Here is a 12,346-nt window from a genome sequence, read left to right as displayed (position 1 = left end):
GAACCTCCTTATAAATGCCGTTTTACCGACTATACGTGCTTTTCATTTCTTATATATAACTTTCCCATTTCAGGATTTTCTAAACGCTAGAATTTTACAGGAATCTCCCTGTCTCCTTTCTTATAAAAATAAAGAAAAATCTCCCTACTATGTAAGGAGATTTCTAATAACCCATAAATTTATTTCTTCTCTGGTAGCTTTTCTAAATACTCAATTGCCTCTTTTAACGTACTAACAGGAACTATCTTAATATCGGTATATCCCTCTTCTTTTACTTGTTCTTTAATTTCCTTTTCATTCGTATCATATTCTGTTATATCGCGTGGATAGAAGAATATATCCACATCTTCTTTATGTGCCGCAACGATTTTATGCTTGATTCCACCAATTTGCCCCACATTTCCTTCGGCATCCATCGTTCCGGTACCGGCTATTTTGTAGCCTCTTGTTAAATCTTCTTTGACAATTTGATTATAGACTTCTAATGAAAACATAAATCCGGCGGAAGGCCCTCCAATATTTTCACTATTAATTTTTACATCAATAGAAGGGTGGATCGTCATATTATCTTCTGGAGCAATCCCAATACCAACCTGCCCTGTCTTTTTGTCTAATTCAATTACTTCTACATCAGCTTCTTTCTTTTTCTTGCCATGTAAAAATTCAAGGTGGACTATATCTCCTGCTTGCTTTTCTTTTAAATAAGCAATTAACTTCTCGCTTTTAGTAAATGCCTTTCCATCCACTTTTTTAATAATATCTCCGACTTGAATAATTGATTTTGCCTTAGAGTTATCTAATACTTGAGCAACGAAAATACCGTTATAAGTAAACTCTACCTTTTTCCCTGCTGCATGCAGACTAGCGATAATCGCATTTTGCTTTGATGTATCCATCATATGAAGCAGCAGCTTATTGTACTCATCATCACTTAAATTCCCCTTAACCTCTTCTTCCTTTCGGATTTCCGTATGTGGTGCGACCAATCCGTATAGATAGATATAGGGGTTATTTGCTTTAATCGAATAAACTGTTGTTAGATTCAGACTTCCCTTTTCAGACTTCGTACCATTCTCTACCGTCACTTTTGATGCAAGTGCTTCAATTGAGCCTGGTTGATTTAAATAATAAGGGGTCGGGATAAATAAGAGAATAATGAGTACCCCAAAAAGTATGATTAACCACTTTTTTGAAAAGATGCTTTTTCTTGATTTATTCATATCTACATACTCCTTAGGATATTAATTTTACTGATATAAACTATATTTACATATATCATATTAAAAAAAAATGAATTTCAGATAGTTTTTCCATTAAAAAGACTATTTTTCTGTATCAAGGATTTCTCGCAATAATCGGACGCCTTTTTCAATCTGTTCGAGGGATAATCCACCATAACCCATTACAATTCTACTCTTATGCTTTCCTTTAACTAAACTATACTGTTCAATCGGATATACCTTTACTCCATTTTCCTCGATTTTATGTATGAAGGTGGAATGAAAATCTGTATCTGGAATTTCGACAACTAAATGCATTCCTGCCGATTTACCAATGATGGTAGCATATTCAAAATTTTGCTGAATAGCTAAGACTAACCGTTCCCGTTTTTCTTTATATATTTTTTTCATTTTGCGAACATGCCGATCTAGATAGCCTTCCCTGATAAAACGGGCTAATACTAATTGTTCCAGAGAGGAAGTATGTCTGTCTGAAAACCACTTAAGCTGTTCAAAATCACTTATTAATTCCTCTGGTAAAATTACATATCCTATCCGTAAGCCTGGTGAAAGAATTTTGCTAAAAGTTCCTACATATATAACGTGGTTAGGTGCTATTCCTTGGATAGACGGTACAGGAGCCCCCTCATAGGTAAATTCACTGTCATAATCATCTTCTACAATATAGCAATCCATCTTTTTCGCATACTCGATTAATTGCAGCCTTCTTTGAATAGAAAGAATACCCCCTAAAGGAAATTGATGGGAAGGAATAACAAAGACAAAACTGGGGGATTGTTTTGGTAATCCACTTGGATCAATCCCATTCTCATCTACAGGAACAGGAATGATTTGTCTATTGCTAAAAGTAAAAATATTTCTCATTTCATATGTCACAGGATCCTCAACTGCTATCGTTTTATTTCCTCTCCCAAGCATTTCTGTGATTAGCTTCAATCCTTGAGTAGCACCCGATGTAATAAAAATTTGCTCTGCCCTGCATTGCACCCCTCTAACTCTTTTTAAATAGTCAACAAGGGCATTCTTTAATTCTTTCATTCCAGAGGCCTCTCCATATCCAAAGACTGCTTCCGAAGAATGCAAACAAATTTCCTTTGTTAATTGTGCCCATTTCTTCCTTGGAAAATAATCGATTGCTGGATTCCCTGCTTTAAAATCAATATACCTCTTTTTATTCGCATCGATTTTTTTAGGAGTTTCTTTTCTTCTTGTATTTTCTGTAAACGAAAGAGAAGTCCCTCTTGCTACAAAAGTCCCTGACTTTGGTCTTACTTCTAAATAGCCTTCTGCAATTAAACGCTCGTACGCCTCCAGCACAATATTTCGCGAAACTCCAATAGAGCTTGCTAATTCTCTTGAGGAAGCTAGTCTATCTCCCTCTTTTAATTGCTTTTCCAATATTCCATTACGAACTTGATCATAAATTTGCTGTGTTAAAGAAATAGAACTGGATCGGTCAATCGTAATAAAGATCATGCAGAATCCTCCTAAAAAACAAACTGGTACTATAAAAGTATATAATTACTGGCTCTATTCTATACCAGTATACCATGTTATGATGTGAAAAAATGGACATAAAGGAGTATCTAATGAAAACAATTGGACTAATTGGCGGGTTAAGCTGGGAATCAACAGCTGATTATTATCGCTATATAAATACATTCGTAAAAGAACAAATGGGTGGATTACATTCTGCTAAATCGCTTCTATATTCCTTTGACTTTGAAGAAATTGTTGCTCTGCAAAAAGCTGGACATTGGGATGAGGCCACTGTATTAATGATAAATGCCGCTAAAACACTGGAAGCGGGCGGTGCTGATATCGTAATTATCTGTACCAATACTATGCATAAAATGGCAAAAGAAGTACAAGCAGCTATCACTATTCCATTACTTCATATCGCAGATGTTACTGGATATGAAATAAAAAAAGCTACCTTAAAAAAAGTCGGCTTATTAGGAACGATGTTTACAATGGAGCAGTCCTTTTATAAAGAAGCACTTTTACAACAAGAGATTGAAACAATTATTCCTGACAAAGAGGATAGAGAAGCAGTTCATCAAATTATATTCGATGAATTATGCAAAGGGATAATCCTTCCAGAATCAAAGGCTATCTATTTGCGTATTATAGACAAACTTCAAGCACAAGGCGCTGAAGGGATAATTTTAGGATGTACAGAGATTCCCTTACTTATAAAACAAGAAGACAGTTCTATTCCGCTATTTGATACAACATTTTTACATGCTCAAGCAGCCGTTTCCTATGCACTCGATAAAAATTTTGCATTAAAGTAAAAACCTCTTTTTCCTTTTCCATAGGCAAACGACCTCTATCATTACTATCGAACTAGGGTACATTTATCCTAGTTTTTTTTACTTTTTTTCTAAACTACTGTAAAACAAGCTTAACTTTTTTCCATGATAATAAAGCGAGCCTAAATAATGGAGGGGAAAAATTTGAACTTAAAATCATGGAAAAAAAAGGTGCTGCCAATCGCTGTAATCTCTTCTCTAACAGTTGCTGGATTAGCAACTGTATTAACAGGAACAGATGCAGAAGCAAAAAAAAATGGAAACAATAACGGAAAACCGAAAAATGTTATCTTTCTGATAGGAGATGGAATGGGTGTTTCTTACACTTCCGCATATCGCTATTTAAAAGATAATCCGAAAACCAAAACGGCAGAAAGCACATATTTTGATCCTTATTTAGTAGGACAGCAAATGACATATCCAGAAGATCCCGAACAAAATGTCACAGACTCTGCATCAGCCGCAACCGCAATGTCTGCTGGTATTAAAACATACAATAATGCTATTGCTGTAGACAATGATCATTCGGAAGTGAAAACCGTCTTAGAAGCTGCAAAAGAAAAAGGCAAATCCACAGGTCTTGTTGCCACTTCTGAAATTACCCATGCAACCCCAGCATCTTTTGGATCACATGATATTAATCGTAAAAACATGAATGCCATTGCAGATGATTATTTTGATGAGATGATAAATGGTAAGCATAAAGTGGATATTCTTCTAGGTGGTGGGACAGACCTTTTCGTTCGCCAGGATAGAGACTTAACGAAGGAATTTAAGAAGGCTGGCTACAATTATGTAACGAATCGTAAAGATTTACTGAAGAATAAAGATACACAATTGCTTGGTCTATTTGCGGAAGCAGGAATGCCGAAAATGATAGATAGAGATAAAGATACACCTTCGTTAGAGGAAATGACAAAAACTGCTATCAATAGTTTAAACAAAAATAAGAAAGGATTTTTCCTTATGGTGGAAGGTAGTCAAATTGACTGGGCGGGCCATGATAACGACATTGTCGCTGCAATGAGTGAGATGGAGGATTTTGAAAAGGCATATAAAGCAGCAATTGATTTTGCTAAAAAGGATAAAAATACTTTAGTTGTTGCTACAGCAGACCATTCAACTGGCGGATTCTCTATTGCAGCTAATGGGGATTATAATTGGTATGGCGAGCCAATCAAAGCAGCAAAGAAAACACCTGATTTTATGGCAGAATTAATTGTAAATGGCGCGAATGTAAAATCTACCTTAAAAGATAATATTCAGTTATCCCTAACTTCAGAGGAAATTCAGACCGTTCAAAAGGCTGCTGATACAAAGGACCTCACTACTATCGACAATGCTATTGAAGATATCTTCAATAAACGAACCAATACAGGCTGGACAACTGGAGGACACACAGGTGAAGACGTTCCTGTCTATGCCTACGGACCTTCTAGCAACCTTTTTACAGGACAAAAGGACAATACAGATCATGCAAAAATTATCTTCAACCTACTAAACGCAAAAATAAAAATAACGGATAAATAGAATGGCGGAGGGTACCTGTTTAGGAGCGTCGGGGCTGGTGCGACATTTCCTGAGATATAGGAAACACGGGGACTGCTTCCATCTATTAACCTGTACTTTCTTTACTTTAATAAAAGAAGTGCTTCCCTCTATTTTCGCGAGGGGAGCTTTTCCATCAGGAGGAACGCCATTGAGACAAAATATTATCTATTTATTAACCTTCCTTTTACTAGCCGGCTGTAGCAGCAAAGAAACTAATACTAATACAAAGAATAACGATTTAAAGAAAAGAGAAACGAGCACGCTAGCTGCAGATAGAAAAACTGTTTCAACGGATATTTATACTCCCAATCCGCAAGTAATTGATGATGCCGCTTTACTAGCTGCTGGTGACTTTTATCGCGATAGAAAAGGAGAAGCAACATTAAAAGCCATTTCTAAAGAAGCCAAGGAAGTTCAGGTTGATTCCGTAAGACTAACAGTCAAAGACATCAAACTTATCGCTTATCGACCAGCATATAGCTTAATAGACTTTTATCATACTTATACACATGAAGAACAATTCACTTTCATCAAGTTTTCTGTGGAACTTGAAAACCTATCGGACGAAATTAGGAAGTTCTCTCCAATTGCTTTCATCCAAACAGATAAGGATGAAATGATTACATGGGAAAAGGATATCTACTTAGAAGAGCTTAATGGAGAATTAAATCCAGGAGAACGAAAAAAAGGAAATATAGGCTTTATCTTAGAAAATTCTGCCGTTAATAAAGTCCAGTTAAGTACAAGCGATACCTATACAGAACAAGATAACCTGTTAGGAAAAGCAAAAATGATTGACATTAACTTAGAATAATATATACATTCTCTACATTCTAAATCGCTGAAAGAGATCAAGTACGTCAGGTAAACCCTTTTACGACGAGCTGGCATTTAATGTGAGCCAGCAAGGTAATCCTGGCGTAAAATTCTTCTACCAATATACAAGCCGATAATAATAAGATACATGTTGCTTGTCTCTCCATATGATAACCTGCATACAAGTGGACACAAATTTTGGACAACAGAAGTTGGCGGCTCCTTATATACAGTACTTGTCCCTTTCACTGATTCATAATTTACTTACTTTTCAAAGTTGCCATCTTGCTCAATTGCTTTAGAAAGCGTGGAAGCGATTGAAATATCCGCGAAGGGTAATCCTAACTGTATTGCGGTTGTTGCTATTTCTGGGCGAATACCTGATAATGTCGTATTCACTCCAATTAAGCTTAAACCATGAATCAATTGGAATATCTGATGGGCAACCATTGTATCAATAATAATTACACCAGATAAATCAATAAATAATCTGGATACTTTCTTCTCTTCACATTGCTTAATCGTATTTTCTAATATAGAAGCAGCACGCGCTGTATCAATATCTCCAACAAGAGGCAAGAGTGCACTTGATTTACTTAAAGAAATGACTGGTGAACTTAATTCATTAATCATATCCTGTTGTGCTATAAGCTGCCTATTGGAATAATTATGATGTTCCTCAGTATATTTCAAGATAATTTTATCGAGAACCTTTACAACAGAATGGCTCCATTCAATGACGCGTGACTGCTCGACATGATGTTTGGCCGCGTATTCTTCAATCAACTGAAAATATTGCTCCCTCGTTCGAATAAATTCACGAATAATAAAATGAATTGGTGTATCTAATTGCCCCTGATCGGTTGCAATTTTAAAAATCCATTCCTTAATGTCTTCAAGGAACTCTTCCCTATCTTTAATAAAGAGACCTGCAAGACGAAGATGAAAATCATTGTTTTGCTTTTTCATTGTCTCAATCGCATATGGATCAGTTGCTGCGTACACACCTTTTGGATCATTTTTTGTCAAATCATTATACCATTCTTCTGTTAATCTTTCTGAATTGTCGATGAAATATTGATATACACCTTGATTATAGTACAACTAATGCATCACTCCTAATAAATGTTGATTATAGTCCAACTTGGAAATGATGTACTCTAATTTAAAGTTTAATAAGAAAATAGAAATTAAGCAGTGCTTTATATATTCAAAAAACTGTTAAATGAATCATATTTCCAGAGGGATCCCATGTATACCATTTACCCTCTTTTTCGATAATTAATGCCCCTAGCTGTACAATTCTATGCTTAATTTCTTCTAGTTTTTCGTGATCAGGTATACTCAAATCAAAATAAGCTAAACCAACATGATTCTTTTCTGGAGCAGGTGCCCCCATTCCATTCCAAATATTTAAGCCGATATGATGGTGATATTGTGCTGTTGAAAGAAAGAACGCTTGTGAACCATATTTTTGAACGACATCAAAGCCTAATCCTTTTACATAAAAATCAACCGTATCTGTTAAATCCGCAACATGTAAATGAATATGACCAAGGATAGTTTGCTCGGGAAGACCTTTCCATTGGCGATTTCCTGCAGATGCAAGCACTCCTTTTGTATCCATATAGGCTGTATCCATTTTCACAAATCCATCTTCCCACTCCCACTCTGTCGCCTTTCTATCTCGATAGATTTCAATCCCATTTCCATCTGGATCTGCTAGATAGATCGCTTCACTAACATAATGATCAGAAGCTCCTTGTAATGGATAACCTGTTTCTAGCAAATGGTTCAATATAATTCCTAGCTCCTCTCTTGATGGCACCAAGATAGCAAAATGATAGAGTCCTGTTGTTCGTACTGTTTTAGGCTCGATTTCTTTTAATTCTTCTAAAAATAAAAAAGGTTCCCCTGTTCCTGCACGTAAAGATGCAGTCCTTTTATCTTGACTCGCAACTGAAAAACCAATTATTTTCGTATAGAACAAAAGAGACTTTTCTAGATTAGATACTTTTAAAGTTATTGATTTTGCATAAATAGTTGAATCGTTATGAAATATCATTCTTTTTCCTCCATTTTTAGTTACTTTATGTAAGTAATTTTATTTTAATAAACAACAGTTGTAAAGTAATCAAGTTATGATTCATAATATTTTTACTTAAAATAATAATTATTGTATAATTATTACGAGGGGGGATGTAAGATGAACCATTCAACAATTTGTCCACGGTTTGAAAAAGCAATGAGTATTTTAAGCCAACGCTGGACTGGTTTAATTATTTATCAGCTGTTAAACGGTCCTCAACGTTTCTGTTCTATAGAATCCTCCATTGGAATAAGCGGAAGACTTTTATCGGAGAGATTAAAGGATTTAGAGCAAGCTGATATTGTGGTACGAGAGGTATACCCTGAAACGCCGGTTAGAATTGAATATTCTCTAACAGAAAAAGGGCGTTCATTAGAACCAATTATGAAAGAAATCGAAAATTGGTCTCATTCATGGCTAGAAGTATAACCATATAAAGTTTTCCGGTCGATGATAACCCGAATAATTATACGGAGTTACCATATGATTGTTTGGGTTTTTATTCACTTTAAAAAGATAGTTTTTAGTTATCATCTACAAACTGATTCACTCCGTTTTCCCTGGGCTATAATTATTTTCGAAAAAATTGAAGTGGAGCGGAGATAAGGACACTCCACTCCTACAATAAGAATAGACGCTCTTAAACCTCGACGGCAAGCTCTTACGAATAGATGTCAGCAAGGCATTTATTTAAATTTATTGATTCGTCTTTACCTTCTTATTTAGTTGTTTGTCAGCCTTATTATTAACAAACTAAAAAACACTAATCCTCATCTTTAATGTCTAAATCCTCAGGAATTGGCTCACTTAATACTTCTTCTACAAACGTTTTATATTTTTCCACTTGCTTAAAATGCGTATTAAATTGCTCCTTGTTAATAAGATAATCCGTCCCATCATAAATGGCCCTAATCTGATTTTGTAAAATAAGGTTTTTCACTTTCATTTCTGAAATCGACAGCAATTCTGCGGTTTCTTGCACGGATAAATACATAAAAACACCTCTTTCATCTATTTGCTATTCATCTTTACACTGACTCCATTTAAACTTAACTCTGTCTTTATACTGCCTTCATCAATAAACGGTATAGTTACCATATCAGCACCATCAAAAGGAGGATGAATAAATGAATTTCGTTCTAAACAGCTTATTTTTAGTTATGATCTTTTGTTGTTTCTCTTTCATATTTTATCAGTCTTTCTTTGCTAAAACTAGAAAGGAAAATGCCCCCATTTTACCAACTATTAAATTAGAAAATGATTCTTGTAAATCAAAAAATACAGGAGCCTTCTCTAAAGATATTAAATTATCTGCAGAATAGTCACGCAAATCAACCACCCTATTTCACTTATCATTTCTATTTATCTCAAAGATCCCACGAAAAGAAAAGGATCTTTCTTTTAACTTAAAAGCGGATGATCTTATTTTTCAAACTTCTATCCTGTTTTTTCTTCTTCAAACATATAAAGCCACTCTTCCAAAGCAAGATTATTCATCGGTTTAGCATAATAATATCCTTGGATAATCGGCCATTTATTTATGGTAGATAAATATTCAATTTGCTCTTCTCTTTCTACCCCTTCTATCACAATGCATAAATGCAAAGAACTTGCCAAGGCAATAATAGCTTTAATAATTTCTCCATCTTTTTGCGATTCTGGAACCTCATCAATAAAGGATTTATCTATTTTCAATGTATTGACTGGAATTCTTTTTAAATAGGACAAAGATGATACCCCAGTACCAAAATCGTCAAGAGCAACAGAAAAACCTGCATTTCTATAAGCTTGCACGGATTGAATTGCTCCTTCCATATTACCGACGGCGCTTGTTTCAGTAATCTCTAACTCGATTAATGATGGACTTAGCTTATATTTCTCTACATACGCTTTTAAGTTTCTCATTAGTCGTCGAGAAGTAACATAAGGACCTGGAATATTAAATGCCACAGATAGGCTTCTATCTTGATTTTGCCATCTGGCCATTTGCTTGCAGATCTCTTCCATAATCCAGTCAGTAACTTCCCACATTTTGTCAGACGCTTCTAAAATAGGAATAAAAACTCCTGGAGAAATCTCCCCATATCTAGGATGCTTCCATCTTAATAAAGCTTCCACTCCTGCTACTTCCTTTGAGTTTAAATTTACTTTAGGCTGATACACTAAGTATAATTGTTTTTTTATGAGGGCATCTTCTATCTCACTCACAAGATGATTAGCAAATGTTCGCTTATGTTTACCTGAATCATACTTTATTATTTCATTTTCATAGCGAAGCGAATAATGAGTTAAAACTGCTACAGCATTTAAATATATTTGTTTAGCAGAAACCTTTTTCTCATTAACAGACAATGCAATAGCTGTCTCTATCTTGATCATTTGATCATCAATTATTACAGGACTAGATATTATGGCTGTTAGACGATTAAGTTCTAAAATTAATTTCTCTAGATCCTCATTTGTCCTACTTAAGAACGCAAAACGATTTCCTTCTATTCGGAACAATTCTATATTATGGCCTACTAGCTTCCTACACACTTCTTCTATATAAATAATGATTTTATCACCAAAATAGTAGCCATACTTACTATTCCATTTATTTATATTATGAATATGAAGAATTGCTATCCCACTTAAATAAGTAGCAGAGCCTATCACTTTTTCAAACTGCCTGCGATTGGGGCGCTTCGTTAATGCATCAAAATGATTTAACCGATAGTCGACATAGCGATCCAGCAAGCTAGATAAAAAAGAAAATAAAAAAAGAATAGCCATACCAATTGATATACCGAGAATGATTGATTTTATACTAAGATGATTTGCGTGGGAATGAATAAGTTCTCTTTCTGAATCCACATAATACCTGACAGCATGCATTCCAGTATAATGCATACTTGATATCGTAATTCCCATCAAAAGAGAGGTAATACATTTCACAATAAAGTTATTCATATATGGCTGTAACTTTAGAAAAATAAATAAGGAAGCAAAAGAAGCAAGCACGGCAATAACAACAGATAAAGTAAAATAGCCAAAATGATAGGCATAATTAGCCTCTATAACCATTGCTCTCATTCCAATATAGTGCATAGCACTAATACCAATCCCCATAAATATCCCCGCGAATACAATTAATCTACTAGAATTTCTAGCTTTGCTTGATAGGCTGAAAGCCAAAAAAGCAGCTAGAATAGCTGGTACTATTGAAAGTATCGTTAATGGAATATTATATTTCATATTTACTGGGAGCATAGAGGCGCTCATCCCAATAAAATGCATAGACCAAATTCCGAACCCCATGGTAATAGACGCTAATCCTAACCAAATATATCGATGAAAAAAACTATTATAAACAATCCGCTCATTCATGGAAAGCGCCGTATAAGATGCTAAACATGCGATTAAGATCGATAATAGAATAATAGGAATAGAATATTCCACTTGTAAATAAGTTACTGAATCAGCATTAGGCAATGTAAAAATAGTAATTTCCCCTCTAAAAATATTCTAATAAGCGATTTCTCTTGATTATCTCTTTTTCACTTTCGATTAACGCATGTTATTTAAAACTTTTTACCTAAGACTTTCTACTTGTATAAATTGAATATAAAGGAAAAATCCACTTTAGACAATCCTTTCATTAATGGTATTATCTCCCAAAAAATTTAAATAAATTAAATCCCGTTAAATCTTTAAAGATTTAACGGGCAAGAAACAATGCCTAATAAAGAGATTGATAAATGATAAACGTATCCTTTTCTGTCCTATTCCCGACTTTCACCTCTCCTTTCTTTTTGAATAATGCATGGTTATCCATAAAAAATCGATATTCATCTGAGGGAAAATAGAGAATAATGTTGACCTTGCGACTACTTTGTTCCAGTGAGCACACGATATTACTAATAATTTTTTGAAAGATAGGCAAGGAAAAAGGATTAAAAAAATAGAAATAATTATCTTCTGGCTGTACCAAAAAATCCTCTGCCTTTCCTAAATAAAAATGTATCTTTTCTTTCTTTTTCTTTCTGCTTTTTGCGTATTGTTCTAAATTAAGAAGCGCTTGATAATAAAAGTCTTCATTGATTTCAACTCCCTTTACAGTCGACTGAAATACATAATGAATATAAAAGTTTAAACGCCCTTTTCCACATCCAAAATCAACTACATAATCTGTCTCACGAAGCGGAAATTCGCGAAATAATTGCTCCAAATGCTCATATGGAGTTGGTTCATATCGATGATAATGATAGGACTTATGGAATCCTACTTGTATTTCTTCTGTTTCAATATGTAATAATTTATCGTAGTTCAAAGCATTCACCTTTCATCTAGTT

12 protein-coding genes are annotated in these 12,346 nt (G+C 34.5%); 5 read left to right on the top strand and 7 right to left on the bottom strand.

Features of this window, described 5'->3' with window-relative positions; translation table 11 throughout:
• Positions 1-179: 179 nt before the first annotated feature.
• Both NSQ89_RS00340 and pdxR read right to left on the bottom strand, forming a co-directional pair.
• Positions 180-1,220 carry a SepM family pheromone-processing serine protease gene (locus NSQ89_RS00340; protein ID WP_047941787.1) on the bottom strand — a complete coding sequence of 347 codons (1,041 nt, stop codon included), beginning with the start codon at positions 1,218-1,220 and terminating at the stop codon, positions 180-182.
• A gap of 102 nt (positions 1,221-1,322) precedes the next feature.
• Positions 1,323-2,717: a MocR-like pyridoxine biosynthesis transcription factor PdxR gene (pdxR, locus tag NSQ89_RS00335; RefSeq protein WP_341132062.1), complete on the bottom strand. Its 1,395-nt coding sequence runs from the start codon at positions 2,715-2,717 to the stop codon at positions 1,323-1,325.
• A 113-nt stretch (positions 2,718-2,830) separates the two neighbouring features.
• Here pdxR and NSQ89_RS00330 point away from each other — a divergent pair, with 113 nt between their 5' ends.
• The 3 genes from NSQ89_RS00330 (at position 2,831) to NSQ89_RS00320 (ending at position 5,921) form a co-directional block, all read left to right on the top strand.
• Positions 2,831-3,538 carry an aspartate/glutamate racemase family protein gene (locus NSQ89_RS00330; protein WP_047941789.1) on the top strand — a complete coding sequence of 236 codons (708 nt, stop codon included), beginning with the start codon at positions 2,831-2,833 and terminating at the stop codon, positions 3,536-3,538.
• A gap of 162 nt (positions 3,539-3,700) precedes the next feature.
• Complete coding sequence (locus NSQ89_RS00325; RefSeq protein WP_047941790.1) at positions 3,701-5,086, top strand: alkaline phosphatase; 1,386 nt, start codon at positions 3,701-3,703, stop codon at positions 5,084-5,086.
• Between the two features lie 169 nt (positions 5,087-5,255).
• Positions 5,256-5,921, top strand: coding sequence for a DUF4352 domain-containing protein (locus NSQ89_RS00320; RefSeq protein ID WP_047941791.1), 666 nt, complete (start codon positions 5,256-5,258; stop codon positions 5,919-5,921).
• Between the two features lie 266 nt (positions 5,922-6,187).
• On the opposite strand, the gene NSQ89_RS00315 is transcribed toward NSQ89_RS00320, so the two are convergent.
• Entirely contained in the window at positions 6,188-7,027 is an 840-nt protein-coding gene (locus tag NSQ89_RS00315) for an STAS domain-containing protein (RefSeq protein WP_047941792.1), read from the bottom strand.
• A 106-nt stretch (positions 7,028-7,133) separates the two neighbouring features.
• Positions 7,134-7,988: a VOC family protein gene (locus tag NSQ89_RS00310; RefSeq protein WP_341132061.1), complete on the bottom strand. Its 855-nt coding sequence runs from the start codon at positions 7,986-7,988 to the stop codon at positions 7,134-7,136.
• Positions 7,989-8,129: 141 nt separating this feature from the next.
• Here NSQ89_RS00310 and NSQ89_RS00305 point away from each other — a divergent pair, with 141 nt between their 5' ends.
• The gene (locus NSQ89_RS00305; RefSeq protein ID WP_047941794.1) at positions 8,130-8,441 is read left to right on the top strand and encodes a winged helix-turn-helix transcriptional regulator; all 312 of its coding nucleotides are present in this window, start codon (positions 8,130-8,132) and stop codon (positions 8,439-8,441) included.
• Between the two features lie 334 nt (positions 8,442-8,775).
• Here the strand turns inward: NSQ89_RS00305 and NSQ89_RS00300 are convergent, their stop codons facing one another.
• The gene (locus NSQ89_RS00300; protein ID WP_047941795.1) at positions 8,776-9,006 is read right to left on the bottom strand and encodes an excisionase family DNA-binding protein; all 231 of its coding nucleotides are present in this window, start codon (positions 9,004-9,006) and stop codon (positions 8,776-8,778) included.
• Positions 9,007-9,139: 133 nt separating this feature from the next.
• Between NSQ89_RS00300 and NSQ89_RS00295 the strand changes: the two genes are divergently transcribed.
• Entirely contained in the window at positions 9,140-9,334 is a 195-nt protein-coding gene (locus tag NSQ89_RS00295; protein WP_047941796.1) for a hypothetical protein, read from the top strand.
• 115 nt (positions 9,335-9,449) lie between these two features.
• Here NSQ89_RS00295 and NSQ89_RS00290 read toward each other — a convergent pair whose 3' ends face one another.
• Both NSQ89_RS00290 and NSQ89_RS00285 read right to left on the bottom strand, forming a co-directional pair.
• A complete protein-coding gene (locus NSQ89_RS00290; RefSeq protein WP_336045369.1) occupies positions 9,450-11,486 on the bottom strand; it encodes a bifunctional diguanylate cyclase/phosphodiesterase in 2,037 nt (678 codons plus the stop codon).
• Between the two features lie 247 nt (positions 11,487-11,733).
• Positions 11,734-12,333 (bottom strand): class I SAM-dependent methyltransferase, encoded by a 600-nt coding sequence (locus tag NSQ89_RS00285; protein ID WP_336045370.1) that lies wholly within the window; start codon positions 12,331-12,333, stop codon positions 11,734-11,736.
• Between the last annotated feature and the right edge of the window lie 13 nt (positions 12,334-12,346).

It is taken from the genome of Niallia sp. FSL R7-0648 (genome assembly GCF_038007005.1).
GTDB lineage: Bacteria > Bacillota > Bacilli > Bacillales > Cytobacillaceae > Niallia > Niallia circulans.
Note: the sequence above shows the minus strand (reverse complement) of the source record. Positions and strands in the feature narration are given on the sequence as shown.

Coding starts and splice junctions, on each gene's coding strand:
- NSQ89_RS00305 (WP_047941794.1), top strand. CDS start 8,130: ATGAACCATTCAACAATTTGTCCACGGTTTGAAAAAGCAATGAGTATT.
- pdxR (WP_341132062.1), bottom strand. CDS start 2,717: ATGATCTTTATTACGATTGACCGATCCAGTTCTATTTCTTTAACACAG.
- NSQ89_RS00330 (WP_047941789.1), top strand. CDS start 2,831: ATGAAAACAATTGGACTAATTGGCGGGTTAAGCTGGGAATCAACAGCT.
- NSQ89_RS00300 (WP_047941795.1), bottom strand. CDS start 9,006: ATGTATTTATCCGTGCAAGAAACCGCAGAATTGCTGTCGATTTCAGAA.
- NSQ89_RS00295 (WP_047941796.1), top strand. CDS start 9,140: ATGAATTTCGTTCTAAACAGCTTATTTTTAGTTATGATCTTTTGTTGT.
- NSQ89_RS00310 (WP_341132061.1), bottom strand. CDS start 7,988: ATGATATTTCATAACGATTCAACTATTTATGCAAAATCAATAACTTTA.
- NSQ89_RS00340 (WP_047941787.1), bottom strand. CDS start 1,220: ATGAATAAATCAAGAAAAAGCATCTTTTCAAAAAAGTGGTTAATCATA.